This window comes from Niveispirillum sp. CC-CTL257, from assembly GCF_059489915.1.
This window is the reverse complement of the sequence record NZ_JCAJXE010000001.1, coordinates 241485-268194: the sequence shown is the minus strand read 5'-3', so window position 1 is coordinate 268194 and position 26710 is coordinate 241485. Positions and strand designations below refer to the sequence as shown.

Genomic DNA, 26710 nt, shown 5'->3' with positions numbered 1-26710 from the left:
TTAGTTGTCCAGGCCTGCGATTGCAACGCCCGTCGGCTCCGCCAGAGCCCGGTTTGGATAACCGCGATGGGGGGCCTTGGTCAAGCCGGCAACAGCACCAGACCCGCCAGCGGCGGCAGCGTGATCTCCACGCTGAAGGGCTGCCCATCCCAGGGCAGGGTTTCGGCCTGCACCGGTTCCGGGTTGGTGATGCCACTGCCGGCATAGGCGGCAGCGTCGCTGTTCAGTGCTTCCCGCCACATCCCCCCGAACGGCACACCCACGCGGTAGCGCTGGCGTGGCACAGGTGTGAAATTCACGATCGTGACGGCGGCCGCCCCCTCGGCAAAGCCATGGCGGCTATAGGCCAACACGCTTTCCTCTGCCGCCCCGCCCTTGATCCAGCGGAAGCCCTCCCCCTCGCAATCCCGCTCATGCAGGGCCGGGGTGTCGCGGTAAAGATGGTTCAGATCGCGGACCAGATCGCGCACGCCCCGGTGCCAATGCCCGCCGCCATGATCGTCCAGCAGATGCCAGTCCAACTGCCCATCATGGTTCCATTCGCGCCCCTGCGCGAACTCACCCCCCATGAACAGCAGCTTCTTGCCCGGATGGGTCCACATGAAGCTGAAATAGGCACGCAGATTGGCAAATTTCTGCCAATCATCGCCCGGCATGCGGGCCAGCAGCGAGCCCTTGCCATGCACAACCTCATCATGGCTAAGCGGCAGGATGAAGTTTTCGGAGAAAGCGTAGAGCAAGCCGAAGGTCAGATCACTGTGATGGTGGCGACGATGGATCGGGTCACGCTGCATATATTTCAGCGTGTCATGCATCCAGCCCATGTTCCATTTATAGCCAAAGCCCAGGCCGCCGGCATGGGCTGGCTGTGACACGCCGGGCCAGGCGGTGGACTCCTCGGCAATGGTGATGGCCCCACCGCCCTGCCCTTCCTCGGTCCCATAAACCAGCGCATTCATGCGGCGCATGAAATCGATGGCTTCAAGGTTTTCCCGCCCGCCATGGCGGTTGGGCACCCATTCGCCTTCCTTGCGGCTGTAATCCAGATACAGCATGGAGGCGACCGCATCCACGCGCAGCCCGTCAATATGGTAATGTCGCAGCCAGAACAGGGCGTTGGAGATGAGGAAGTTCGTCACCTCATTCCGCCCGAAATTATAGATCGCGGTGTTCCAGTCGGGGTGATAGCCCTGGCGCGGATCGGCATGTTCATACAGGTGCGAGCCGTCGAATTCATACAGGCCATGGGCGTCGGTCGGAAAATGGCCGGGCACCCAATCAATGATCAGGCCAATTTCCGCCTGATGACAGGCATCGACAAAGGCCTGGAAATCCGCCGGCGTGCCAAAGCGACAGGTCGGCGCGAACAGGCCCAGCGCCTGATAACCCCAGGAACCGTCGAACGGATGCTCATGAACGGGCATCACCTCAATATGGGTGAAGCCCATCTCCTTCACATAGGGCACAAGCTGCCCGGCCAGATCGCGCCAGTTCAGATAACCGCCATGGCCGGGCCGGCGCCAGGAGCCGGGATGCACCTCATAGATCGAAATCGGTGCCGTGCGGGCATTGCGCGCCGCCCGCTTGGCCAGCCATTGCGCATCCTGCCACGCATGATGATCGATGCGCGACACGATGGAGGCGGTGGCGGGCCGGAATTCCGCCGCCAGCGCATGCGGGTCAGCCTTCAGCGGCAGCAGATAACCGCCGGCATCCAGGATCTCGTATTTGTAGTGTGCGCCCTCAACCACGCCGGGGATGAAAATCTCCCAGATGCCGGCGCCCATGCGCAGGCGCATGACATGGATGCGCCCATCCCAGCCATTGAAGTCGCCGACCACCGACACGCGCCGTGCATTGGGTGCCCAGACGGCGAAGCGCACACCAGTGACCCCGTCGATCACATCCAGATGCGCGCCCAGCTTTTCATAGGATCGCCAGTGCCGCCCCTCACCCAGCAGATACTGGTCCATCTCCCCCAGGATGGGCGGGAACCGGTACGGGTCCTCAATGTCCCAGCTTTCATTGCCGTGCGACAGGCGCAGGCGGTACCCGGCCGCCTGTTCCGCCGTCAGGGTACCGGCAAAAAACCCATCCCCATGCAGACGCGGCAGCTCCAGCCGTTCCGTCCCGTCAGGGCCGATCACCGTGACTCGGGTTGCATCCGGTCTGAACACACGCAGCGCGACGCGCCCCGATCCATCATGCAGCGGATGCGGCCCCAGGATCGCGAAGACGTCGCCATGCGTCGCCTGTATGATGGCGGCAATCTCGGCTTCGGACAGGCTATGGGGCATGGTGGACCTGGGTTGGGGTGATTACGGAATTTACCATGTTTGCGGGAGACGAGGGTAGCGCGTCGCTCCCTATCCCCGCTGCCCCAACCGCCGTTCCCGGATCGGTCGCTTTGACCGGGCCAGGCTTTCCGCCAGATTGACGCCACGGCGCAGAGCGACGGCCACCTGCAGAACATCCAGCATGGCCAGATGCGCCAGACGGCTGACCATGGGCGTGTACATGCTGGTATCTTCGACCACGTCGACCAGCAGCGACACGGTCGCCTTCTCCGCCAGCGGCGAGCCGCCAGACGTCAGCGCCACCACCTTGGCCCCACTGTCGAGTGCCAGATCGACCGACCGCAGCAATTCGCGCGTGCGGCCCGTGTGGGAAATGACAAGGGCGGCGGCGTTCGGACCCAGCAGGGTGGCCGACATGGCCTGCACATGGAAATCGGTATAGGCGACGCAGGGGATGCCCAGACGGAAGAACTTGTTCTGTGCATCCATGGCCACCACGCCCGACGCACCGAAGCCATAGAATTCCATGCGCTGCGCCTCGGCCAGGATGCGCACCGCCTCGTCCAGGGCTTCGGGATTGGTGTGGTTGCGCACGCGGGTCAGCGACGCGATGGAACGGTTCAGGACCTTGGCGGCCACATCGACCACGGGATCATCTGGCCGCACCTCCTCATGCACATAGGGTGTGCCGGTCGCCAGATCCTGGGCCAGCCGCAATTTGAAATCTTGAAACCCGGCACAGCCGATGGAGCGGCAGAAGCGCACTACCGTCGGCTGGCTGACCTGCGCCTCGCGCGCCACCTCCGCAACGGAGGCATTGACCACCGAATGCGGGCGTTTCAGCACCACTTCCGCGATCTTCTGTTCGGATCGCCGCAGACCGGACTGCATGCCGCGGATACGTTCAAGCACGTCGCGCGCTCCCCAGACATCACGAGGTTGGCCGTTAGGGCCGTGTAAGGGAATTACACGAAATCCAGCCCGATTTGGCAAGGCCGGCATACCGGCGGTAACAGCGGGGCACCCCTGCCCGCCGATGTTGGCCCGTTCCGCCCCCGAAATGCCTTCTACAGGGCAAAAGTCGTAGTAAAGTTACGCCGCAGCGCAGCATGAGGGTCACAAACATGCGCGCGAATGCCGGAAATGCAGACAGACTACGTAGTCGCCGCTTGCCTCTGTCGGTAATTCTGCTACATTCAAGTCAGAAGACGGCGCGGACCGCGCGCCGCCTCGGCCAGAAAATGGCCGGAATTCAAGGGACGGGCGGGCCGGGTGCCATGGCTGATGTGATGCAGGTTAATCCGTTTGACTATGTGGTGTTCGGCGGCACGGGCGATCTGGCCCTGCGCAAGCTGATGCCCGCCCTGTACTACCGCGAGCGCGACCATCAGCTGACCGATGACAGCCGCATCATCGGCGTGTCCCGCACTGATCAGAATACCGATGCTTTCCGCGCCCAGATCACCAAGGCCCTGGGACAGTTCGTTCCGGCGGAAGATATCGACCAGACCATCCTGGCCCGTTTCCTGGGCCGTATCACCTATGTGCCGCTGGACGCGACCAAGCCGGGCGGCAACTGGCCGCTGCTGGTCGAGGCACTGAAGGATGGCGGGGAAAAGGCCCGCGTCTTTTATCTGGCGACCTCACCGGTTCTGTTCGGCGCCATCTGCCGCAACATCAAGGAAGCCGATCTGATCTGCCCCAAGACGCGCGTCGTCCTGGAAAAGCCGATCGGCAAGGATCAGGCATCAGCCAATGCCGTGAATAACGAGGTTGGCGCGATCTTCAAGGAAGAGCAGATCTTCCGCATCGACCATTATTTGGGCAAGGAATCGGTGCAGAACCTGATGGTGCTGCGCTTCGGCAATGCCCTGTTCGAGCCCCTCTGGTCCGCCAACTATATCGACCATGTGCAGATTACCGTCGCCGAAAAGGTCGGCGTGGAAGGCCGCGCCGAATATTATGACAAGGCCGGTGCCCTGCGTGACATGGTGCAGAACCATTTCCTGCAGCTGCTGTGCCTCGTTGCCATGGAGCCGCCGTCGTCGCTGACGGAGGACATGATCCGCAATGAAAAGATCAAGGTGCTGCGCGCCCTGCGCCCCATCACGGCGCAGGATGTGAAGGTCAAGACGGTGCGCGGTCAGTACCGTCAGGGCGCGATTGAGGGCAAGTCCGTCGCCGGCTATGCCGAGGAGCTGGGGGCATCGTCCAACAATGAAACCTTCGTCGCCATCAAGGCGGAGGTGGATAATTGGCGCTGGGGCGGGGTTCCCTTCTATCTGCGCACCGGCAAGCGCATGCCCACCCGCTATTCCGAGATCGTGATCCAGTTCAAGGCCACGCCCCACAATGTCTTCGGCCGTGGCGCGGGCGAGTTGACTGCCAACCGTCTGGTCATCCGGTTGCAGCCGGATGAAGGCGTGAACCTGTCGATCATGACCAAGGTGCCCGGCCCCGGCGGCCTGCGCCTGCGGTCGGTGCCCCTCAACCTGTCCTACGCGGAGACGTTCAAGGACCGGTACCCGGACGCCTACGAACGTCTGCTGATGGACACGGTGCGCGGCAACCCGTCTCTGTTCATGCGCCGGGATGAGGTGGACGCCGCCTGGGCCTGGATCGACACCATCCAGAAGGGCTGGAAGGACACCGACCAGCCGGCGGAACCCTATCCGGCCGGAAGCTGGGGGCCCCTGTCGGCGGCCCTGCTGCTGGCCCGTGATGATCGGCGGTGGAACGATGCCGACTATTAACAGCCACGCCGACAAGGCATCCTTGGTCACGGCCCTTGCCGACCATATCGCCGGCCTGATCCGCGATGCGGTGGCCGACTATGGCCGCGCCTCGCTGGTCCTGTCGGGCGGTACCACGCCCGCCGACCTGTTTGCCCGGCTGGATACCTATGACCTGCCCTGGGACAAGGTCTATCTGACCCTGTCGGACGAACGCTGGGTCGATCTGGACGATCCCGCCAGCAATGAGGCGATGGTGCGCCGCACGCTCGCCACCGCCGTTGCCAAGGGTGCGACCGTGGTCGGCCTGAAAAGCGTGGGCGCCACCCCCGCCGACGGTCTGGCCCGCACCAGCAGCCGGCTGGCCACCATGCCCCGCCCCTATGACCTTGTCCTGCTGGGCATGGGGGAGGACAGCCACACGGCCAGCTTCTTCCCCGGTGCAACCGGTCTGGCGGAGGCGTTGAGCGGGTCGCTGGGTCTGGCCGTGGCCGCCGTCACGCCCGCTGGTGGCGTTCCGGCCCGCATCACCCTGACCTTGCCGGAACTGCTGCGGTCCCGTGCGGTTGCCCTGCTGATCACCGGTGACAAGAAGAAGGCCGTTCTGGACGACGCGCTGAAGCCGGGGCCGGTTGAGGCCGCCCCCGTCCGCTCCGTGCTGCACCAGAATCAGGTCCCCGTTTCCATCTGGTGGGCGCCGTAACCCCCTGGCCTTTGCCGGGCGCCCCTGAAGGAGGAAGTTCAAGATGACACAGGACGCCATCCGCCGCGTCACCGACCGGATCATTGCCCGCAGTGCGGCGACCCGGTCCAAATATCTGGAGCAGACCCGCGCCGCCGCCGGCAAGGGTCCCAAGCGCGGCACGCTCGCCTGTGGCAACCTGGCCCACGGTTTCGCGGCCTGTGCCGCCGATGACAAGGCCAAGCTGAAATCCGGGACCGAGCCGAACATCGCCATCGTCTCGGCCTATAACGACATGCTGTCGGCACATCAGCCGTTGGAACGCTATCCGGCCCTGATCAAGGATGCCGTGCGTAGGGTTGGGGCCGTGGCGCAGTTTGCGGGCGGCGTGCCTGCCATGTGCGATGGCGTGACCCAGGGTCAGCCCGGCATGGAACTGTCGCTATTCTCCCGCGATGTCATCGCCATGTCGACGGCCATTGCCTTGTCGCACAACATGTTCGATGCCGGCCTCTATCTGGGTGTCTGTGACAAGATCGTACCGGGCCTGTTCATCGGTGCCCTGTCTTTCGGCCATCTGCCCGCCGTGTTCGTGCCCGCCGGCCCCATGACGTCCGGCCTGTCCAACCCGGAAAAGGCCAAGGTCCGGCAGCTCTATGCCGAGGGCAAGCTGGGCCGCGACGCGCTGCTGGAGGCGGAGTCGCAAAGCTATCACGGGCCGGGCACCTGCACCTTCTATGGCACCGCCAATTCCAATCAGATGCTGATGGAGATCATGGGCCTGCATTTGCCGGGTGCCAGCTTCATCAACCCCAACACGCCGCTGCGCGATGCGCTGACCGTCGCCGCCGCCGAACGGGCGGCGAAGATTACCGCGCTGGGCGATGATTACACGCCCATCTGCGACGTGATCGATGAGAAGGCCATTGTGAATGGCATTATCGGCCTGATGGCGACGGGCGGGTCCACCAACCATGCCATCCATCTGGTCGCCATGGCCGCCGCTGCGGGCATTCAGGTCGACTGGCAGGATTTCAGCGACCTGTCGTCTGCCGTGCCGCTGCTGGCCCGCGTCTATCCCAATGGCGTGGCCGATGTGAACCATTTCCACGCCGCCGGCGGCATGCAGTTCGTGATCTCCGAACTGCTGGATAGCGGCCTGCTGCATGGCGATGTGAAGACGGTGGCCGGTGAAGGCCTGGACGCCTATCGCCAGGATGCGTTCCTGGATAATCATGGTGTTGCCACCTGGCGGCCTGGCGTGAAGGAAAGTGCCGATACTAAGGTGCTGCGTCCCGTCGCCGACCCGTTCGACAGCACGGGCGGCATGCGGCTTCTGTCTGGCAATCTGGGCCGTGGCATCATCAAGGTGTCGGCGGTAAAGCCGGAACATCGGGTGATTGAGGCGCCGGTCGCGGTATTCGACAGCCAGGATGACCTCCAGGCCGCCTTCAAGGCCGGACAGTTGAACCGCGACGTCGTGGCCGTGGTCCGCTTCCAGGGTCCGCGCGCCAATGGCATGCCGGAACTGCACAAGCTGACCCCCGGCCTGGGCGTGTTGCAGGATAAGGGCTTCAAGGTGGCGTTGGTCACCGATGGCCGCATGTCCGGTGCCTCGGGCAAGGTACCCGCCGCCATCCATATCACGCCGGAATGCCTGGGCGGTGGTCCGCTGGCCAAGGTGCGCGATGGCGACATCATTCGCCTGAACGCCGAAACCGGTGAATTGAATGTGCTGGTCGATGAAGCCGAATTCGCGGCCCGCACCGTCACCGTGCCCGACCTGTCGCACAATGAATGGGGCATGGGCCGCAACCTGTTTGGTGCCTTCCGGGCATCCGCCACCGGGGCCGAACAGGGTGGTTCCTGCTTCGCTGCCCCCGTCCCCACCGCCTGATCCGACCGGAACCTGACAAGATGAGCATGGATATCGCCCACATCGCCAGCCTGGCCCCGGTCATTCCGGTGATCATCATCGACCGGCTGGAAGATGCCCAGCCGCTGGCAGAGGCGCTGGTGGCCGGCGGCCTGCCGGTGCTGGAAGTCACCCTGCGCTCCCCCGCCGCACTGGACGCCATCCGCGTCATGGCCAAGGTGCCGGGCGCGGTCGTCGGTGCCGGCACCGTCATCAACCCGGAACAGGTGGCGCAGGTGGCCGATGCCGGTGCCAAGTTCATCGTCAGCCCCGGCACCTATCCGGGTCTGGTTGATGCCGTGCTGGATAGCGGTATCCCCTATCTGCCCGGTGTCGCCACCCCGGCAGAGATGATGTACCTGCTGTCGCGCGGCATCCGTCACCAAAAGCTGTTCCCCGCCACCGTGGTCGGCGGCATGGACATGCTGAAGGCGGTATCCTCGCCGCTGTCGCAGATCAAGTTCTGCCCCACCGGCGGCGTCACCGCCGCCACCGCACCCGACTTCCTGGCCTTACCCAACGTCATGTGCGTGGGCGGTTCCTGGGTAACACCCGGCAATATGGTCAAGGCCGGCGATTGGGCCGGCATCACGGCGCTCGCCCGTGAAGCCGCCAGCCTGCCGCGTCGTTCTTAAGCTTTTCCGGTCCTCTACGATCGCCGTTGTCCGGTCATTTCACGGCGATCGACCTTATGGGCGGTTGGGGTAAACCCAGCCGCCCATCTTTTTTGCGCCCGCGGGATGAGGTAGCATTTCTCAGAAGAACAGCAACCGGGTAGCAGGCCATGACCTCCCCCTTCACCCCCGGCACCATCGCCATGCGCTGCCGCGATATGGCCGCCTGCATCCGCTTTTATCGCCTGCTGTTGGGGGATGAGGTGGCATCGTTGACGGGCCGGGACCCGACCGGCACCCCCTGGCACACGGCCTGGTTCGCCTTGAGCAATGGCGGTCGCCTGGTCCTGACCGATGACCGCAGCCACTGCCACCCGCCCGTGGGCGGTGGTAGCGCCCATCTGTTGTGCGGCGATCCGGCAGCGGAAGAGACGCGGCTGCGCGCCCTTGGCATCACCGCGCTGATGTCCACCCACGAAACCAAATCCGGCTATGCCCTGGTCCTGGCCGACCCTGACGGCAACGAGATCGTGATCAGCACGCCGGAGACATTGCCGGGATTGGGCACGAGACTGCCCTTCTGATCATCCTCACGGATGCGGCAATGGTATCCCATACCGCACGGCCAGCGCCTTCATGATCGCCGCCCTTGTGCCGGCAAAGCGCAAGCCGCCATGCCGCCGCGTCTCCAAGCCATCATCGGCATCATCGCCAAAGATCAGCAGCGGCAGGCCCTGGTTCGCTTCCCCCACCAGCGCCACCACCTCCGCCCTGGGCCGGGGGAAATCATGGCGGCGGACCTCTACCCGTTCCGCGATCACCGGGAAACGGGCCAGGATGCCCTCAAAGAACATGCAATCGGCGCAATAGAAGCGCTGACCGGGGTACTTCTCGTCCGGGAAATCGGGCGGCAGCAGGTACAGGATATCACGGGCCATGGGATCAATCATCGGTCCAGGGGTTGATCAAGGCGACGCCGCAATCCCGGAAATCCGGGATGTTCCGTGTCACAAGTGTCGCAGAGTAAAGTTTGGTAATCGCAGCAATCTGAGCATCGAACACGGATATGGGAGCGCCGGTTCGTTGGCGGCGTGATCGTATATCTGCATAGACAAGGCTGGATGCCGTATCAAAAGGCAGGATTCGCTCCGCGAAGTCCTGCACAAACATTGTTTCTGCGGCCTTCATCAGAAGGTCTTTTCGGCGACCATCCGGCATAATTGACAGGCCAAAGAAAATTTCGGCCTGAGTTACCGATGTCGTGAAGAGCAGCGCGGGTGTCTGCCGTGAAATCCAATTGAAGACACGGTCAGAGCCGGCTGGCCGCATCAATTCACTGATAACATTCGTGTCCAACACGAACATCAACGAAAGTCCGGCGGCGGTGGGCCATCTTCCCGCGATAGCGGCGGCAGCTCAACCCCACCCAGTGCCGCAAACCGGTCCCGGATGGACTGTGCCAGATTACCCGCCGCGCGCTTTGGGGGCGGCAGCGCATCGAGCAGGATGTGCTTCGCCTCCTCTTCCACTGACCGGCCACGCACAGCGGCGCGGGCGCGCAATCGGTCCTGTAGGGTCGGATCAAGATCGCTAATGGTCAGGCTGGCCATGGGCACCTCCACCTCATCATTCCATAATAGGTGCTGCCACCGCCCTTGCCAACCACCCATCGCCGCGCCATTGTTGCGAATGATTTGCGATTGGCAGCGGAAAGCGGGATGACCGAGCCGACGAGCAGCCGCCGCTGGCGGCCCTTCTATATCGCGCTGGGCTATGTCTGCGTGGGGCTGGCCATGGCGGGGGCGGTGCTGCCGGTCCTGCCGACGACGCCGTTCCTGCTGGTGGCGCTGTGGGCCTATTTCCGCTCGCACCCCGAACGGGCGCAGAAGCTGCTGGACCATCCGCGCTGGGGCCCGCCCTTACGCGACTGGCGCGAACAGGGTGCCATCCCGACCCGGGCGAAGATCGCGGCGGTGACGGTGATGGCCCTGTCCTGGGTCATCGTGCTCTTTACGACACAAGGGACCTGGGTCCCTGTGATTGTCGGTGTGATCCTGTGCTGCACGGCGACCTTCGTCGCCACACGTCCGGCACCGAAACGGGGATAGGGGCGGCCCAAAGGACCGCCCCACCCATACTTACCCCGCCAGTAACCCGCGGAGCTGCCGCCCCGCCACCGCCAGCATGGCGATGTCCAGCGCCGCGACCCCGCGCAGGTCGGCCAGCAGGCTGTTGATCCGCTCCAGCGGACCCTGACGCTGGGCCGCCCAGGCGTCGAACGGGTCACCCCCGCCCTGGACCTGCACCAGCACGCGCGCCGTCAGGCGGGCCTGCAAGTTAAACAGGTCATCCAGCGAGGCCGCCACCGCCTGGCGCTGCCAGTGGTTGTCAGCCTTCACCTCCACGGTACGGGCCCGCAGATATTCCAGGCCCAGGCGGTCGCCCAAGTCGAAATAAAGGCTGGCCACATCCGACGGATCGCGGTTGGCCTCCACGGCGATTTCCGCAATGTCGGTGCTGGCCGCCAGCAGCGGCAGGGCCGAGACGCGGCGGGCCAGATCGCCCGGCACCCCGTCCTTGGACCAGTTGCCAGCCGTCTCCGCCAGCCATTTCAGGGCCGACGGCGACAGGATATCGGGCAAGTGACCCGTCAGCTCCTCCACCACCGGGGCCAGACGCGCCACTTCAGCGGCGATATCCAGCGGGTAGCTGCCATGGGCCAGGACCCAGGGCACGGCCCGGCGCATCAGGCGGCCTGTATAGAGCATCATGGCGGTCTGCACGGCCGCCGGCACCTTGGTGTCCAGCGCCTCCACCGCGTCCCACAGCCGGCGCAGGCCGAAGGCGTCGCGCACGATCAGATAGGCGCGGGCGACATCGCCCTCGCTACGGCCCGTCTGTTCCACCATTTCCCAGGTGAAGGTCGGGCCAACGCGGTTGACCATGCCGTTGGTGACGGCGGTGCAGATGATCTCACGCCGCAACTGATGGCGGGCCACCGCGTCGGGGAACCGCTCCTGCAAGGCCTTGGGGAAGTACCGCATCAGATCGCGTTCGACCGTCTTATCCTCCGGCAGGTCGGATGCCAGCAGCCGGTCATAGAGATCGATCTTGGCATAGGCCAGCAGCACCGCTGTTTCCGGCCTTGTCAGGCCGCGCTTGGCATTGGCGCGGGCGGCGATTTCCTCGTCATCGGGCAGGAACTCGATGGCGCGGGACAGTTTGCCGGCCTTTTCCATGGTGCGGGCGAACCGGGCCTGATCCTCCAGCGTTTCCACCGAAATGGCCTGGGCGATGGTCAATGCCTGGGTCTGCTTGTAATTGTCGGCCAGGACCAGTTCCGCCACCTCATCCGTCATCTGGGCCAGAAGCACGTCGCGCTGTTCACGCGTCATGCCGCCGCCATCCATGACGTCGCGCAGCAGGATCTTGATATTCACCTCATGGTCGGACGTATCCACGCCCGCAGAGTTATCGATGGCGTCGGTATTGATCGAGACACCGGCCTGTGCGGCCTCGATACGACCACGCTGGGTAAAGCCCAGATTGGCGCCCTCGCCCACCACCTTGGCCCGCAGCTCGCGGCCATTCAGGCGGATGGGATCATTGGCCTTGTCACCGGCATCGGCGTTGCTCTCGTCGCTGGACTTCACATAGGTCCCGATACCGCCCAGCCACAGCAGCTCCACCTTGGCACGCAAAACCGCGCGCATCAGTTCCGTCGGCGTCACCCGCTCGTTCTGGATTTCCAGGGCCTGACGGATCTCCGGCGACAAGGTGAGGGACTTCGCCCCACGGTCAAAGATGCCGCCACCGGACGACAGCTTCGTCGTGTCGTAATCGGCCCAGGATGAACGCGGCAGATCGAACAAGCGCTTACGCTCCGTCCAGCTGCTGGCCGCATCCGGGTTGGGATCGACGAAGATATGGCGATGGTCGAAGGCGGCAATCAGGCGGATATGCTTGGACAGCAGCATGCCATTGCCGAACACGTCGCCCGACATGTCGCCCACGCCGACGGTGGTGAAATCCTCGTTCTGGATATCCTTGCCCAGTTCGCGGAAATGGCGTTTCACCGCCTCCCACGCGCCGCGCGCGGTGATGCCCATGCCCTTATGGTCGTAACCGGCAGAGCCACCAGAGGCGAAGGCGTCGTCCAGCCAGAAGCCGTACTCACGCGACACGCCATTGGCGATGTCGCTGAAGGTCGCCGTGCCCTTATCGGCGGCGACCACCAGATAGGGGTCGTCACTGTCCAGACGGACCACATCGGCGGGCGGGATGACCACACCGTTCTTCAGGTTGTCGGTAATGTCCAGCAACCCGCGCATCATCGTCTTATAGCATTCGATGACCTCGGCCATCACGGCCTCACGGCCCGCACTGGCCGGCACGGGGTTCTTCACGATGAAGCCGCCCTTGCTGCCCACCGGCACGATCACGGCATTCTTGACGATCTGCGCCTTGATCAGGCCCAGGATCTCGGTGCGGAAGTCCTCCTTGCGGTCGGACCAGCGGATACCGCCACGGGCCACCTTGCCGCCACGCAGATGGATGGCCTCCACGCGCGGGCTGTAGACCCAAATCTCCCGCCACGGGCGCGGCAGGGGCAGATCGTCGATGGAGCCACTGTCCAGCTTGAAGCTGATATAGCTCTTTGGCTTTCCATCCGCCCCCTTCTGGAAGAAATTGGTGCGCAGCGTGGCGCGGATGATGTTCAGCATCCGACGCAGGATGCGGTCTTCATCCAGGTTGGTGACGGCGTCCAGCGCGTGGTCGATCTCCAGGATCAGGCCCTTGCGCTTGGTATCCACCTCATCCCGGCCCAGTTTGGCCAGGATCGCCGGATCATGGCTGAACCGGAACAGGTCCAGCAGCAGGCGGGCGATCTTGGAATGGGTCGAGAGCGTATTCTCGATATATTCCTGGGTGAAATCGAACTTGGCCTGTTTCAGATACTTGGCATAGGCACGGAAGACCGTGACTTCGCGCCAGTCCATGCCGGACAGCAGCACCAGACGGTTGAACCCGTCCGACTGTGCCTCCCCGGTCCAGACGCGCTGGAACGCATCCTCGAACGCCGCCTTCACCCGGTCCAGTTCGACGGCGCGACCATCGGCAGTGCGCATGTCGAAATCCTGCATGAAGATATTGGGCGTATCGCCGGGCAGTTCCACCTCGAACGGGCCGCCTTCAGCCAGGATGCGCAGGCCCAGATGCTCCAGCATGGGCAGCACCTTGGACAGTTCCACCGGCCCGCCGGTCTGATAGACCTTGAAGAACAGCTGATGGGCGTCCGCCTCCACGGGGCGGTGCAGGTTCAGGGCGATGCCGCCATGGGCGATGATATGTTCGATCCGGGCCAGATCGACCACCGCTTCGTCCGGCGTATAGGCCTCCTGGTACGATGCCGGCAGGGTGCCGCTATATTTGCGGGCCAGGGCCAGACCGGCGGCCTCGCCCTTTTCTTCCACCAGCGCCTGGGTGAAGCGGTCGCGCCAGCCGCGCGACGCCTCGATCAGCTGGCTTTCCAGCTCACCCACATCCACATCCGGCACCTTGCCGGGATTGGTCTGCACGATCAGATGGACACGGGCCAGCACGCTTTCCGACAGCGACACATTCACCTGGGTCGAGGTGCCGTCATAGGCCTTCTCGATCAGGGTCTGCAGGCGCTTACGCAGATCGGTATCGTAACGATCGCGCGGAACATGGATCAATGCGGAAACGAAACGTTCGAACGGGTCCTTGCGCACAAACAGGGCGACGCGTTGCCGCTCCTGCAAATGCAGCACGCCCATGGCAATGTCGAACAGCTCGTCATCGCCGATCTGGAACAGCTCGTCACGCGGATAGGTTTCCAGAATATGGACCAGCGCCTTGCCATCATGGCCGCGCCCGTCAAAGCCCGACCGCTCAATGACGCGGTTCACCTTCTGGCGCAGGAACGGGATATCGCGCGATGAGCGGTTATAGGCGGTGCTGGTGAACAGGCCGACGAACAGCCGCTCGCCAATCTCCTCCCCCGCCTCGTTGAACAGCTTGACCATGACGGCGTCCAGCGGGGCGCGGCGATGGACCGTGCTGTCCTTGTTGGCCTTGGTCACCATCATGAAACGGGGGTGACGAACGAACGCCTTCACCTCCGGCGGCAGGGTGGAGAAATAGCGCAGACCATCAAAGACGCTGACCTCGTCATCGCGCAGCAGGCCCAGGCCGGCACCGGTCTGGATATCCAGCGTCTCCTCGCCATTATCCTTGCCCAGGCGGTATTCGCGGATGCCAAGGAAGATGAAATGGTCTTCATCCATCCAGCGCAGGAAGGCCAGACCCTCCTCCCGCTCCTCCGCCGCCACCGGGCCATATTGGCCGTTGATGGTGTCGGCCAGACGGGCGCGCATGGCATGGAAATCGGTGACCGAGGCGCGGACATCGGCCAGCACGGCGGCGATGCCGGCGCGGATCGCGTCCAACTCATCGCTGCCGGTGATCTGATCGACCTCGATATGCATCACCGATTCCGCGATGGCGTCGGCGGGTGCCTCGCCATTCTGCCAGATGGCAGTCAGGCGGCCGTCAGCATCACGGCTGACCTTGATCACGGGATGCACCACCAGATGGACCGTCAGGCCCCGGCGGTTCAGTTCGGCGGAAACGCTGTCCACCAGGAAGGGCATGTCGTCATTGACGATTTCCACCACCGTATGGTGGGCGTGCCAGCCGTCGCTATCGACGCGCGGGTTCAGGACGCGGACCAGCGCGTCGCCGCGCTTGCGCATGCCCCCGAACTGCATGATGGCGATGGCCGCGCCATACAGCTCATCGGCGGTGGAGCGCAGCATGTCGTCGGGCGACACGTTGCGATAGAAGGCCCGGACGAACGCTTCGGCCAGGCCGGCCTTATCCTTGGACAACCGGCTGCGCAGCTTGGCGACAACCTGATCCAGCAGCTCGGACTTACGCTGTTCGAGCTTGAACGCCATGGTGTTTCTCCCGCAATGGACCGCATCTTGTCGGGGCGGATTTGTGGCTGGATTTGCCCCGGCACGGTTTGCGGGCAACACCTTGCTCCTTTTATGCGTCGTCAGAAAGGGGGTCAGGTGACAGTTCGGCGTTCCGGTACGCTTATGCCGCCGACGGGCTGGCATACGGCATTCCATTGCTTTACAAGCGACTACGGCTTTCTTTTCGAATCCGACCGTCCAAACCCGTCCGCCAGAGAGGGAGCAAGCGACCCGTGCCCGTGCCCGACTCGACAGTGCTGGGCCTGACCGCCGTCATCGTCGCCGTGACGGATGAGGTGCCGCGCGTGCTGGTGGTGCGGCGCATGACGCACAACCTCGCCACGCCGGAACAGCGGGACGCGACGGCGGGCCAGGACGCCCTGCCCTTTGGTCCCTTCACCGCCGACCGCGACCGTACCCTGGAACAGGGTTTGCGCCGCTGGGTGGAGGAGCAGACGGGCCTGCCGCTGCGCTATGTCGAACAGCTTTATACGTTTGGGGACAAGTATCGTGATCCGCGTGAGTTGGAGGGCGGGGCCCGCGTCGTCTCCGTCGGCTATATGGCGCTGGTGCGGGAGGCGCCGCTGTCGGGCAGCGGGGCCGCCGAATGGCACGATTGGTACGATTACTTCCCCTGGGAAGACTGGCGCGATGGCCGCCCCGCCCTGCTGACCCGCACAATCATGCCGGCCCTGTCGCGCTGGATCGCGGCGGCCCCCGACAGTGCCATTGCGGCGGCCCGCGCCGAACGTGTCTCCACCACCTTCGCTGAGGAGGAGTTGTGGGACACTGAACGGGTGCTGGAACGGTATGAGCTGCTCTACAGCGCCGGTCTTGTGGAAGAGGCACTGCGCGACCGCGCCATCCGCCAGCGTCTGGGCCTGACCCTGGACAATGGCCACCTGAACGAACCCGATCTGGCGGCCCAGATGGGCACACCCATGGCCCAGGATAACCGCCGAATCCTGGCCGTGGCACTGGGCCGGTTGCGCGGCAAGCTGAAATACCGCCCGCTTGTCTTTGACCTTTTGCCCCAGCAATTCACCCTGTTCCGGTTGCAGCGGACGGTGGAGGCGCTGTCGGGCGTGCAGCTTCACAAACAGAATTTCCGCCGGCTGGTCCTGGCGGGGGGGCTGGTGGAAGCGACCGGATCGCAGGAGGCCCATACGGGCGGCCGCCCCGCCGAACTGCACCGCTTCCGCCGCGACGTGCTGCGCGAACGGGTGGCGGCGGGCATCGGGCTGCCGCAGGTGCGGATGGTGGATTGAAAGCCAACTGACATTTTCTTCTACTTGCATCTCCGTATCGTCTCGGCAATCTTATCGGCTATCAGTTCGCGCGCTATTGGAGTTGGCATGAACGGGATCAGCGAAATCGAACAGAAATACTTCAAAATAGTTGATGGGAATTTGGAGTTATCTGATAAAAAAATTGACCTGTTGGAAATAAATAATGTAAAAATAGAACAAGAGTCCTCCTTCCCGTTTTTAGTTTTTGTTTTTATTTTATTGACAGTGATTTTTTCAATTTTTATGTCATTTGGGATTAAGTTCTCTGAAATTGTATTTATTTTATCAGTATTTATCCCCATTTTCGGCCCCATATTTATTCTTGTTTTGATATTTATTATTTATATGGTTTACAAAGTTGGCCAATCATTCAAGAATCCATATCGACTTATGATTTATATGGACACCGAAAGCATTACACTTCTGGAAACACCAAATATCGTTTTGGTAAATGCTACAAAAAGAGCATTGGAGAAAGCTCTTGCCAAAGCATGCGCAGAACCAAACACGGGAATGCCCCCAAAAAGATGATCGAAACCGAGCGCCTGCTCTTGCGCCCCTGGCTCGACAGCGACCTGGACGCCCTGACGGCCATCAATGATGACCCCGCCGTCTATCAATGGCTGGCCGGTCCCTTCACGCGGGAGATGAACGCGGCCAGCATAAAACGGCAGCAGGGATTTCAGGCCGAACATGGCTTCTGCTACTGGGCCGTGGTGGAAAAGGCGTCGGGCCGGTTGATCGGGATGGCGGGCCTGATGCCTGTCACGTTCGATGCGAGGTTCCTGCCCGCCGTGGAGATCGGCTGGCGCCTGTCGTCGGCCTTTCAAGGCAAGGGTTACGCAACGGAGGCGGCGAGGGCCGCCCTGGCCCATGGGTTCGGCCCGGCGGGGCTGGACGAGATCGTGTCCTTCACCGTGCCCCACAACAGTGCATCCCGCGCCGTCATGGAACGGATCGGCCTGCGCCACGAACCGGCGATGGATTTCGATCATCCACGCCTGCCGGAAGGCCACCCCCTGCGCCGGCATGTGTTTTATCGGGTCAGAGCCACCTAAACCGTCATCCCGGCGGAAGCCGGGATGACGAATGGAGGGAGGCCACCCCCAAACAAACAACGCCCGGCAGCAGGTCACCCCACTGCCGGGCGTCGATCCCCAGCCAGATCCCCGTGAAGGGACCCCAATTTCAACATCATGCCGACCGCCTGTCGCCAACCGGTGGGGTTACCCAATATCCCCGTGCATGTGCGTTACCTACTTTGCGAATCGCGTGCCAAGTGTAAAAACGGCGTCTGACAACGCTTCCCAACAATCCCACGACCCGGAATCTGCCCAATCAGGCAGCACTGCCGCCCAAATGGGCAGCAGGATCAGCGCACCACCGGCACGCGGGCGTCCGACTGCCAGAAGGACCAGCGCACACCGGCACCGACGCTGACATTGGTCTTGTCGCGGAACAGCGGGCTATCCTCGTTCGCGGAGCCGCCGTAATAGCCGACCTGGGCCGCACCAAACACCAGCAGCCGGTCATTGATCGGATAGGCCAGACCCAGCGTGGTCTTGGTGCCGATATAGCCGTCATCGGCCTTGTAAGCGCGGCGCGTGGCCGTGGCATAGGCGGCATCGACGCCGTAGAAATAATCATTCACCCCGTCAAAGCCGAAGACCGGCCCGATGGAGGCATAGCCGCGCAGCTTGGTCCCACCCAGGGAGCGGTCGGACCAGCTCAATTCCGGATTGACGCTGATACCTTCATAGTCGAACCCGATCAGGCGGGTGGCGATGACAGCGCGCACCTCCACACCCAGATCGACCTGCACATCCGCATGCTTGGGCATGAAGTGCCAGGTGGCCTTAGGCCCCGCTTCGATCAGCAGGTCCAGGTCGGGCATGCCCTGGCGGGCCTTGTTATCCTTGCTGTCGACATCAAAGGACCCGTCCAGGCCGATATCCAGCTCAAACCGCCCGCCCGCCATTTCCTGGCGTGCGCGGATGAAGCCATTGTCGCCAATGCGCAGATTGTCACCGCGATAGATCAGGAACGGCACGGGCAGCGCCTTGAACTGCCCTTCTGACGCCGCCGGATAATGCGCGACATAGCCACCGGCGGCCAGGATGCTGCCTTCCCACAGGGGGGCGGTTTCGTCCGTCGTCTCCATCCCGAACAGGGCCGACTGCGCGGCGGCGGGGCTGGACAGGGCCAGCAGGGTGGTAGCAAGGGCGGCAAGGCGGCGGATCATGGGAGGGGGGACCGGTCATGTTGCAGGGCGGCATAGCTCTACCCCATCGCCGGTCCCGCCGCCACATCCACCAAGGGGCTACACAAAATGCCGCCCCGCCCACTCCGATCCCTACTTCTTCCCCTTCATCATGAAGGCCTGGAAAGCCGCCATGGCTTCGGGGGAGCGCAGGCAGGCCCCGAAAATCTGACCTTCCTTCTTCATGGTGGCCAGCACCTCTGCCTGATTGGGGCGCATCAGGGCCTTGGTCTGGCGCATGGCGCCCACGGGCTTGGCGGCCAGGGCTTTGGCCTTGGCAAGGGCCGTGGCGGCCAAATCCGCGGCGGGCACGATACCTGACAGGATGCCGGTCGCCAGCGCTTCGTCGGCCCCCAGCGGTTCACCCAGCATCAGCATGCGGGCCGCCTGGGCATGGCCCATGGTGCGCGGCATCAGGATGGAACTGGCCGCCTCCGGCACTAGGCCCAGATCGACGAAGGGCACATGCAGCCGCGCGTCGGGCGAGGCATAGACCAGATCGCAATGCAGCAACATGGTGGTGCCCACGCCCACCGCCATGCCCTCCACTGCCGCGACCAGGGGCAGCGGCGTGGTGGCGATGGCGAACAGGAACTGGAACACCGGCGCCTCGTCATTGGCGGGCGGATTGGCCAGGAAATCACCAATATCATTGCCGCCGGTAAAGAATCCGCCCGCACCCTGGAACAGGACGGCGCGGATGCCGGCCTCGGGCGCGCTTTTCAACGCATCGGCCATCGCCGCATACATGGCGGCAGTCAGGGCGTTGCGCTTGTCGGCGCGGTTCAGGGTGATCGTGCGCACGCCATCGGCGTCATTCACCAGCACATGCTCGGTCATTTCGGGCGCTCCCTCGCCTGGAATTATGGTTGGGCACAGGACGCCCGAACCGGCATGCCCCGTCAAGCCGGAAAGCGCACGACCGTGCGGAAAGGTGGCTGAGACCGCTATTTCTTCTTCGGCTTGCGCGGCGCGCGCACCGCGACCTCAAACGCCGGACGGACCCAGACCATCAGGCTGTCCGCATCCTCCAGCGCGTCCGCCGGCGGGCGATGATAATTCATCGTCCGCTCCGGCTGGTCCTCATAGGGCGCAAAGGCAGGCAGGCCCAGCGCCTCATAGGCGGGGCGGTTCTGCGCGTCGGTCTTCAGATACAGTTCCTCGCCCGCGATCAGGGCAAAGGTCAGCCCGTCCAGCGACAGGCCCCAGCCACCGAACATGGACCGCGCCACCACCGGCCCCAGCGGTTGCATCAACTCCAGAACATGGGTGACGAACGGGGGCGGGCGACGCGGGGCCATGTGCGGGCCTTATTTCTTGCGGAAGGCGTCCAGGGCGACGACGGTGCCGGTCGGCTTGGGTGCGTCTTCACCGGCAGGTTCATCGTCGGCGGCCACCGGCTCCGTCCCCCCTTCCTCCATCTCCTCCTCATCCACCAGCAGGTCCGGCATATCATCAGGCTGGAACTGCAGGACGAAGTTCACCGACGGGTCGGCGAAGGTGATGATGGTGATATAGGGCACGACCAGCCGGCGCAGCACACCGCCGAACGACAGAGTGACGGCGAACTTATCATTCTCCACCGTCAGGTCGTAGAACTGGTACTGAAGGACGATGGTCATCTCCGTCGGGTATTTGGCGCGGAGATAGTCGGGGATATCCACCCCTTCGGCATCGGTGCGGAAGGTGACATAGAAATGATGTTCGCCCGGCAGCTGCCCGCCCCGGTTCAGAACCTCACGCAGGGCCTGTCTGACGACGCCGCGCTTGGCGGCCTCGACCATGCGGTCATAGCGGAGCATTTCCTCGGACATCGGTTAAGCGAACCCCTGACAACGAACACGACGGAAAAATCCGTCCCCCATCCGGCCCAGACAAGCCTATTACGGACGGATAATCAAGCGTTGGGCGCAAATGTCTGAGTTCCCGCATGCAGCTATGCGGGAATGGGGGCTTAGCAGGTGCCAGAACAGCCCACCAAGCGCAGCTGGGCTTGCGCGTTGAGCGCCCGCGACCCCATGGTCGCGTGAAGCCCAAGGACGCGGATGCGTCCGCCCGGCGTCTGAGGGGACAACGAAAATGCCAAGCACAGCTTGGCTGGCGCGCTGAGCGCCCGCGACCACGTGGTCGCGTGAAGCCCAAGGCGGCGGATGCCGCCGCCCGGCGCTTGAGGGAACAAAGATAAGGTGGGGGGATTCTGTTGCCCAGCTCCCCCCGGGCTGCGACTTAAGCAAACTGACTAACGCCCTTTAGGGGGAATTAGGCAGCCATGCGAAGGTCAGACGCCGAGTTATCGTTGGCATCTATGAGGTTTGACCCGATAACGGCGGTATCATGCCGAGGGAAGACTATGCCTTTATTACGCGCGTCGATCCTGTTTCGCCCCCATGAACCCCTGGCCGTCAGACCGGAAGTGAATGGTGGAGGCGCCGGGTACCGCCCCCGGGTCCGCAACGTCTATTCCACACCGCGTTTATCCCCATAGTCGGGCGAACCCGACAGGCTTGATATAGGCGATTGGCGTGCGGGTTTAAAGGGGGATGTTGATGCCCCACCCTTTGCCGAGGATGGATACATCCATCCTCGGTTGGCGCGTTGAGCGCCCGCGACCACGTGGTCGCGCAAGCCAAGCCGCCGGATGGCGGCGCCCGGTGCTTGAGGGAACAGGATATTACGGTGCCCCCGCCGTCCCGTTCGACCTGGGGTCTGCACCACCGCGCCATTGGCCCGTCATCTTGTCGATGCCGTTCAGCTTGCCGCCGAAATCATCGACCACGACCTCATGGCCCATGGCGCGCAGCTTGTCCGCCATGCCACCGACATTGGTTCCGGCCTCGATGCGGATCGTCTCCCCGCTACCCATGAAGGTGGGCAGGGCCAGGGCCGATTGCACATCCAGCTTCCAGTCCAGAACGCCAACGATGGCCTTGGCGACCTGGGCAATGATGGTCGGTCCGCCGGCAGCGCCGATGGCCAGCACAGCCTGACCGTTCTGGTCATAGACAATGGTAGGCGACATGGAACTGCGCGGCCGCTTGCCCGGCTCCACCCGGTTGGCGGTGGGGACACCATCCACATCGGGCACGAAATTGAAATCCGTCAGCTCATTATTCAGTACATAGCCATCAACGATGATGCCGGAGCCATAGATATCCTCAATGGTGGAGGTCATGGAGGCAACATTGCCCCATTCATCGGCGACCGAGAAATGGGTGGTGCCGGGGATTTCATTGTCGGGGATATCCGACACGCGCGGCGCATCCTTCGGGTTGCCCGCCGGGGCCTTGGGCATGGCCTTTTTCGGGTCGATCAGCTTGGCCCGGTCTTTGATATAGGCGGGGTCGGTCAGGCCTTCGACCGGCACCTTCACATGGTCTGGATCACCCAACCATTTGGCCCGGTCGGCATAGGCCAGACGCATCGATTCGCCCAGGATGTGCCAAGCCTCCAGGCTGTTCGGCCCCATGGCGGGAATGTCGAACCCCTCCATCTGTTTCAGGATGGTCAGAACCGCGATACCGCCGGACGAGGGCGGCCCCATGCCGCACACCGTGTAGACCCGGTAGGTCCCGCAGACCGGATCACGTGGGATCGCCCGGTAATTCACCATATCCTCGGCGGTAATGACGCTTGGGTTGCGAGGCGCGCTGCCGACCGCCGCGCGCAACCGCTCTGCCGCCGGCCCCTTGTAGAAGGCATCCGCCCCCTTCTCCGCCACCAGGGTCAGGAGATCGGCCAGTTTGGGGTTCCTGATCACCGAGCCCACCGGTTTAGGCGACCCGTCCGGCTGATAATAGAGTTCCTGCGCTTCCCTTGACACGGACAGCAGCGGCTTTTGTTCCGTTAGAAAGGCCACCATGCGCGGGGTGACGACAAACCCGTCGCGCGCCAGCTTGATCGCCGGCTGGAACAAGGCCTTCCAGGGCAGCTTGCCGTGGCGGGCATGGGCCAGTTCAATAAGTCGGATATTGCCCGGCACACCCACCGACAGGCCGCCGGCCCGCGCCAGCTCATAATCCATTTCCTGGCCGTTCTTCATGAAGCGGTCGGGTTTGGCCGCCGATGGTGCCTCCTCCCGCCCATCATAGCTGAACGTGTGCTTGGACCCGGCGGGGTGGTACAGCATGAAACCGCCCCCGCCGATGCCCGACGATTCCGGCTCCACCACCGTCAGGGCCAACATCAGGGCCGCCGCCGCATCCGCCGCCGATCCACCCTGGCGCAGGATTTCACGGCCAGCATCGGTGGCGCGCGGGTCCGCCGACGACACCATGGCCTTGCCCACGGGCAGCGCCGTCACCGTGGCACTTTCCTTCTGCGCCCAGGCCCCCGTGGCCGGTATGGCCGTCAATGCTGTGGCCAGACAAAGCGACAGGGCAAGCGAACGCAGACGGATCATCGCGGGTTCTCTCCGACGGGTCAGAACAGGGCGTCAGCTTCCCATGAAAACCACTGTCATCCTACTGTAAAATATTGATTATTTTCTGGGCAGGGTGCCGCTCATACCGCCACATCCGCCTTGATCGGCGGGTGCGGGTCATAGCCTTCAACCACGAAATCCTCGATCCGGTAGCCGTCGATGCTGTCGGCACGGCGGGACAGCGTCAGGCGCGGCAGGGGGCGGGGGCTGCGGGAAAGCTGCTCACGGGCGGCGTCCAGATGGTTGAGGTAGAGATGCACATCCCCGCCCATCCACACAAACTCACCCAGACGCAAGCCCGCCTGCTGCGCCAGCATGGCCTGCAAGACCGCGGCACCGGTCAGGTTGAAGGGCAGGCCCAGCAGCACGTCGCAGCTACGCTGATACATCAGCCCGTTCAGGCGGCCATCGCTGGTGACATGGTACTGATAGACCATGTGGCAGGGCGGCAGGGCCATGCCGCCCAGTTCCGGCACGTTCCAGGCATGGAACAGCAGGCGGCGGCTGGCGGGTGTTTCGCGCAAGCCCTTGATCAGGGCCGCAATCTGGTCATGTTCCCGCCCGTCGGGGCCCAGCCAGCGCCGCCATTGCTTGCCATAGACCGGCCCCAGCTCACCCCAGCGGGCGGCGAACGCGTCATCCTCCACGATCCGCTGCTCAAAATCCTTCTGGCTGATCTGTTCGCCCGTTTCGCAGCGATAGGTGGCGAGCGGCCAGTCGGTCCAGATGGTGACCTTTTCCTTCAGCAACGGCTGGATATTGGTGCCGCCGGTCAGGAACCACAGCATCTCCTTGACCGCCATTTTCCAATAAACACGCTTGGTGGTCAGGATGGGCACGGTCCCGTCCGACAGGTCGAACCGCATCATGGCGCCGAACAAGGACTTGGTGCCCACACCCGTCCGGTCCACGCGGGCATCGCCACGGGCCAGGATGTCTTCCATCAGATCCAGATATTGCTGTTCGGGATGGCGCATCGACCGTCGGCTCCACTTGGCCCATCATGCTGCAAGTGGTTGTTCATTAGCCCGCCGGGCGGCTATTGTCACTGCCTACCGCCCGCCTGGAGACCTCCGCCTTGTTCCTTTCCGTGATCGCCGCCGTCGCCCGCAATGGGGTTATCGGTCATGAGGGCCGCATGCCCTGGAAGCTGCCCAACGATCTACGCTTCTTCAAGCAGGTGACCATGGGCAAGCCCATGATCATGGGCCGCAAGACCTGGGAGAGTTTCGGGTCAAAGCCCCTGCCCGGCCGGCCGCACATCGTGATCACCGGCAACCGCGATTTCGTGGCCGAGGGCGCGATTGTTGTCCATGACCTGGAAACCGCCATCGCCACGGGTAAGCGCCTGGCCGAAGAGGCCGACGGGAATGAGGTGATGGTGATCGGCGGGGCGCAGATTTACGCCGCAGCATTGCCCCTGGCCGACCGCGTTTTCCTGACAGAGATCGCGGCCAGTCCCGTGGGCGACACCCATTTCCCGGCATTCGACCGCACGGCCTTCCTGGGCGAAGAACTGGGCATGCAGATGGCCAAGGGGCCGGATCAGCCGGCCTTCCGCGTCATGCTGTTCCATCGGCGGTGATGCGATGACGGCGCTGCTGCCCTGGCAGGAGGTCACGGTCGGGTCCGGCCTGTTGCTGGCTGCGGCCTCCGACATTTCGGTCGATGTGACCGCCTTGCAGCGGCAGACGCGCGCCGCTATTGACAGAACGCCCGACAGCGACCGCGGACGCTATGGCGACACGGGCGGCGACTGGACCGCCATCACCCTGATGAGCATGCCGCTACCCGATGGTGATGGCAGCTTACCTGCCGGCACGCCAGCCCCCCCGCTGGCCCATCTGCCGCTGCTGGAGAAGATTTTCCAGGTACTGGGCAGACCACCTCATGGGGCACATATCCTGCGCCAGCCGCCACGCGGCCTCCTGCCCTGGCATTTCGATCCGCAGGCCCTGCACCTGCCGCTTTGCCGGCTGTTGCTGACGGTGGAGGCTGATCCCGCCGCCTTCACCTGGATTGGACATGAGAAAGTGGCTTTCCCCGCAGGCACCCTGTGGACGGGCGATTTCGCCATTCCGCATCAGGTGGAGAATGACAGCGACCGTGAACGTCTGGTGATTGCGCTGGACTATCCCTCAACGGAACAGGTTCGTGCCCGCTTCCCCGCCCCCCTCACGGCGGAAGCCGGGAAGCGTGCATCCCTGTCGGGTCAAGCCGTGAACCTGTGGCGCGATTGGCGCTTCGCGCAGGCATCCTGATGCGCGGTCACGCAATCGCCGACGGGCTGCCCTGCCTGCTGCTCTGGCCGGCTCGGACCCAACAACCAACCGATAGCTGACACACACACCGGTCATTTTCACACTTGACCGATCGTTCGTTTTTGACAAATGTCTCCATCGGAGACTTTGCAATGCTGAAAATCATCCTTCCACTCGTGTTCAAGGTGAGGCCCAAGATGGTCTATGACATGATCCGCCAGCAGATGGCGGGTTCCCTGCCCTTCGTGCGCCATTGCGGCATCGATCTGGTGACGCTTGGCGATGGCACCGCTGAGGCGCGGGTGACCGACCGGGCGGAGGTGAAGAACCATCTGGGCACGCCCCATGCCGGCGTCATCTTCACGCTTGCCGAAACGGCCAGCGGCGGGGCGATGGCCGGGGCCATGGCCCCTGTCCTGATGAATGTCCGCCCGGTGGCGGCGCAGGCGACGATCCAGTTCCTGACCCTGGCCAAGGGCGATCTGCGTGCGGTTGCCCGCACGGGCCGGTCGGGTGCTGAACTGCGGGCGGAGCTGGAGACGGAAGGCAAGGTGCGGTTCCCCGTGGAGGTGGAGATCACCGACGCCGCCGGACAGCCCGTGTCGAAGATGGTGGTGGAATGGTACGTCAGTCCCAAGCGGCCCTGATCGCCGAACCGGTCCGCCGCGACAGCTTCCACCATGGCGACCTGCGGGCAGCGTCCCTGTCCGCCGCCCTGGGCATGGTGGAGGCTGACGGGCCGGATGCCCTGTCCTTCCGGGCCGTGGCGGCGGCTGTCGGCGTCAATCACCGCGCCCTTTACCGCCATTTCACGGACAAGTACGAACTGACCCTGGCACTGGCGGCGCATGGCTTCGATGGGATGGCCGCGGCCATTCAGACGGGATTCGATGCCGATGGCGGGCAACCCCGCCCCGGCCCGCTTTACCATGCCTATATCGATTTCGCGCTGGACCGGCCCGGCCTCTACGCCCTGATGTATGGCATTCCGGGGCAGGACTACCTGACCCACCCGGCGCTGGCCCCGTCGGTCGCGAAAGTCACGAAGCTGGCGGCCAAGGCGTTTCGCCACGTGAATGACCCACCCGGCTTTTCCATCGCGATCCGCGACCGTGTCATGCGCGCCTGGGGGGAGGTGCATGGGCTGTGCGACCTGTGGCGGCGTGGCGCATTGCGCGCGCGGGATGCGGCGGCGGCCAAGGCCTATATCCTTGCTTTGCTGGCGCAATGATGCGC

General features: G+C 63.7%; 25 protein-coding genes and 1 other RNA gene. 13 read left to right on the top strand and 13 right to left on the bottom strand.

Features of this window, described 5'->3' with window-relative positions:
- Positions 1-80: 80 nt before the first annotated feature.
- Both glgB and hexR read right to left on the bottom strand, forming a co-directional pair.
- On the bottom strand, positions 81-2297 hold the full coding sequence (glgB, locus tag ABC729_RS01280; protein WP_495605869.1) for a 1,4-alpha-glucan branching protein GlgB: 2217 nt from the start codon (positions 2295-2297) through the stop codon (positions 81-83).
- 69 nt (positions 2298-2366) lie between these two features.
- Positions 2367-3209 carry a transcriptional regulator HexR gene (gene hexR / locus ABC729_RS01275; protein WP_495605868.1) on the bottom strand — a complete coding sequence of 281 codons (843 nt, stop codon included), beginning with the start codon at positions 3207-3209 and terminating at the stop codon, positions 2367-2369.
- Positions 3210-3574: 365 nt separating this feature from the next.
- Here hexR and zwf point away from each other — a divergent pair, with 365 nt between their 5' ends.
- From zwf to ABC729_RS01250, 5 genes are all read left to right on the top strand, one after another.
- Positions 3575-5050 (top strand): glucose-6-phosphate dehydrogenase, encoded by a 1476-nt coding sequence (zwf, locus tag ABC729_RS01270; protein WP_495605867.1) that lies wholly within the window; start codon positions 3575-3577, stop codon positions 5048-5050.
- Complete coding sequence (gene pgl / locus ABC729_RS01265; RefSeq protein ID WP_495605866.1) at positions 5037-5732, top strand: 6-phosphogluconolactonase; 696 nt, start codon at positions 5037-5039, stop codon at positions 5730-5732. The genes zwf and pgl overlap by 14 nt, the downstream gene beginning before the upstream one ends.
- A gap of 43 nt (positions 5733-5775) precedes the next feature.
- A complete protein-coding gene (edd, locus tag ABC729_RS01260) occupies positions 5776-7608 on the top strand; it encodes a phosphogluconate dehydratase (RefSeq protein WP_495605865.1) in 1833 nt (610 codons plus the stop codon).
- A 20-nt stretch (positions 7609-7628) separates the two neighbouring features.
- Positions 7629-8261 (top strand): bifunctional 4-hydroxy-2-oxoglutarate aldolase/2-dehydro-3-deoxy-phosphogluconate aldolase, encoded by a 633-nt coding sequence (locus ABC729_RS01255; protein WP_495605864.1) that lies wholly within the window; start codon positions 7629-7631, stop codon positions 8259-8261.
- A 149-nt stretch (positions 8262-8410) separates the two neighbouring features.
- Positions 8411-8824: a VOC family protein gene (locus tag ABC729_RS01250; RefSeq protein WP_495605863.1), complete on the top strand. Its 414-nt coding sequence runs from the start codon at positions 8411-8413 to the stop codon at positions 8822-8824.
- Positions 8825-8830: 6 nt separating this feature from the next.
- Here ABC729_RS01250 and ABC729_RS01245 read toward each other — a convergent pair whose 3' ends face one another.
- Genes ABC729_RS01245 through ABC729_RS01235 form a run of 3 tightly spaced genes read right to left on the bottom strand, consistent with a single transcriptional unit; the run spans position 8831 to position 9850 of the window.
- Positions 8831-9178 carry a DUF3088 domain-containing protein gene (locus ABC729_RS01245; protein WP_495605862.1) on the bottom strand — a complete coding sequence of 116 codons (348 nt, stop codon included), beginning with the start codon at positions 9176-9178 and terminating at the stop codon, positions 8831-8833.
- Between the two features lie 4 nt (positions 9179-9182).
- The gene (locus ABC729_RS01240; protein WP_495605861.1) at positions 9183-9605 is read right to left on the bottom strand and encodes a type II toxin-antitoxin system VapC family toxin; all 423 of its coding nucleotides are present in this window, start codon (positions 9603-9605) and stop codon (positions 9183-9185) included.
- Positions 9605-9850: a FitA-like ribbon-helix-helix domain-containing protein gene (locus ABC729_RS01235; RefSeq protein WP_495605860.1), complete on the bottom strand. Its 246-nt coding sequence runs from the start codon at positions 9848-9850 to the stop codon at positions 9605-9607. Before ABC729_RS01235 ends, ABC729_RS01240 begins: the two co-directional genes overlap by 1 nt.
- 108 nt (positions 9851-9958) lie before the next feature.
- Here ABC729_RS01235 and ABC729_RS01230 point away from each other — a divergent pair, with 108 nt between their 5' ends.
- Positions 9959-10348, top strand: coding sequence for a YbaN family protein (locus ABC729_RS01230; protein WP_495605859.1), 390 nt, complete (start codon positions 9959-9961; stop codon positions 10346-10348).
- A 30-nt stretch (positions 10349-10378) separates the two neighbouring features.
- Here the strand turns inward: ABC729_RS01230 and ABC729_RS01225 are convergent, their stop codons facing one another.
- The gene (locus ABC729_RS01225) at positions 10379-15223 is read right to left on the bottom strand and encodes an NAD-glutamate dehydrogenase (protein WP_495605858.1); all 4845 of its coding nucleotides are present in this window, start codon (positions 15221-15223) and stop codon (positions 10379-10381) included.
- Positions 15224-15477: 254 nt separating this feature from the next.
- Between ABC729_RS01225 and ABC729_RS01220 the strand changes: the two genes are divergently transcribed.
- The 3 genes from ABC729_RS01220 (at position 15478) to ABC729_RS01210 (ending at position 17591) form a co-directional block, all read left to right on the top strand.
- On the top strand, positions 15478-16512 hold the full coding sequence (locus ABC729_RS01220) for an NrtR DNA-binding winged helix domain-containing protein (RefSeq protein WP_495605857.1): 1035 nt from the start codon (positions 15478-15480) through the stop codon (positions 16510-16512).
- Between the two features lie 87 nt (positions 16513-16599).
- Complete coding sequence (locus ABC729_RS01215) at positions 16600-17064, top strand: hypothetical protein (RefSeq protein ID WP_495605856.1); 465 nt, start codon at positions 16600-16602, stop codon at positions 17062-17064.
- A complete protein-coding gene (locus tag ABC729_RS01210) occupies positions 17061-17591 on the top strand; it encodes a GNAT family N-acetyltransferase (protein ID WP_495605855.1) in 531 nt (176 codons plus the stop codon). The genes ABC729_RS01215 and ABC729_RS01210 overlap by 4 nt, the downstream gene beginning before the upstream one ends.
- 314 nt (positions 17592-17905) lie before the next feature.
- Here the strand turns inward: ABC729_RS01210 and ABC729_RS01205 are convergent, their stop codons facing one another.
- The 7 genes from ABC729_RS01205 to thyA all read right to left on the bottom strand — a co-directional run bounded on the left by ABC729_RS01205 (position 17906) and on the right by thyA (position 24190).
- Entirely contained in the window at positions 17906-18775 is an 870-nt protein-coding gene (locus ABC729_RS01205) for a MipA/OmpV family protein (RefSeq protein ID WP_495605854.1), read from the bottom strand.
- Positions 18776-18886: 111 nt separating this feature from the next.
- Complete coding sequence (locus ABC729_RS01200) at positions 18887-19633, bottom strand: enoyl-CoA hydratase-related protein (protein ID WP_495605853.1); 747 nt, start codon at positions 19631-19633, stop codon at positions 18887-18889.
- Positions 19634-19740: 107 nt separating this feature from the next.
- Entirely contained in the window at positions 19741-20094 is a 354-nt protein-coding gene (locus ABC729_RS01195; protein WP_495605852.1) for a TfoX/Sxy family protein, read from the bottom strand.
- 9 nt (positions 20095-20103) lie between these two features.
- The gene (locus ABC729_RS01190; protein WP_495605851.1) at positions 20104-20607 is read right to left on the bottom strand and encodes an SspB family protein; all 504 of its coding nucleotides are present in this window, start codon (positions 20605-20607) and stop codon (positions 20104-20106) included.
- A 371-nt stretch (positions 20608-20978) separates the two neighbouring features.
- Positions 20979-21332, bottom strand: a transfer-messenger RNA (tmRNA) gene (ssrA, locus tag ABC729_RS01185).
- Positions 21333-21464: 132 nt separating this feature from the next.
- Positions 21465-23192: a gamma-glutamyltransferase gene (gene ggt, locus ABC729_RS01180; protein ID WP_495605850.1), complete on the bottom strand. Its 1728-nt coding sequence runs from the start codon at positions 23190-23192 to the stop codon at positions 21465-21467.
- Positions 23193-23293: 101 nt separating this feature from the next.
- Positions 23294-24190: a thymidylate synthase gene (thyA, locus tag ABC729_RS01175; RefSeq protein WP_495605849.1), complete on the bottom strand. Its 897-nt coding sequence runs from the start codon at positions 24188-24190 to the stop codon at positions 23294-23296.
- Positions 24191-24291: 101 nt separating this feature from the next.
- Here thyA and ABC729_RS01170 point away from each other — a divergent pair, with 101 nt between their 5' ends.
- The 4 genes from ABC729_RS01170 to ABC729_RS01155 all read left to right on the top strand — a co-directional run bounded on the left by ABC729_RS01170 (position 24292) and on the right by ABC729_RS01155 (position 26705).
- A complete protein-coding gene (locus tag ABC729_RS01170) occupies positions 24292-24798 on the top strand; it encodes a dihydrofolate reductase (protein WP_495605848.1) in 507 nt (168 codons plus the stop codon).
- Positions 24799-24802: 4 nt separating this feature from the next.
- Positions 24803-25474, top strand: a complete 672-nt coding sequence (locus tag ABC729_RS01165) for an aspartyl/asparaginyl beta-hydroxylase domain-containing protein (RefSeq protein ID WP_495605847.1) — start codon at positions 24803-24805, stop codon at positions 25472-25474.
- Between the two features lie 152 nt (positions 25475-25626).
- Positions 25627-26121, top strand: coding sequence for a PaaI family thioesterase (locus ABC729_RS01160; protein WP_495605846.1), 495 nt, complete (start codon positions 25627-25629; stop codon positions 26119-26121).
- A complete protein-coding gene (locus ABC729_RS01155) occupies positions 26094-26705 on the top strand; it encodes a TetR/AcrR family transcriptional regulator (protein WP_495605845.1) in 612 nt (203 codons plus the stop codon). Before ABC729_RS01160 ends, ABC729_RS01155 begins: the two co-directional genes overlap by 28 nt.
- Positions 26706-26710: the final 5 nt, after the last annotated feature.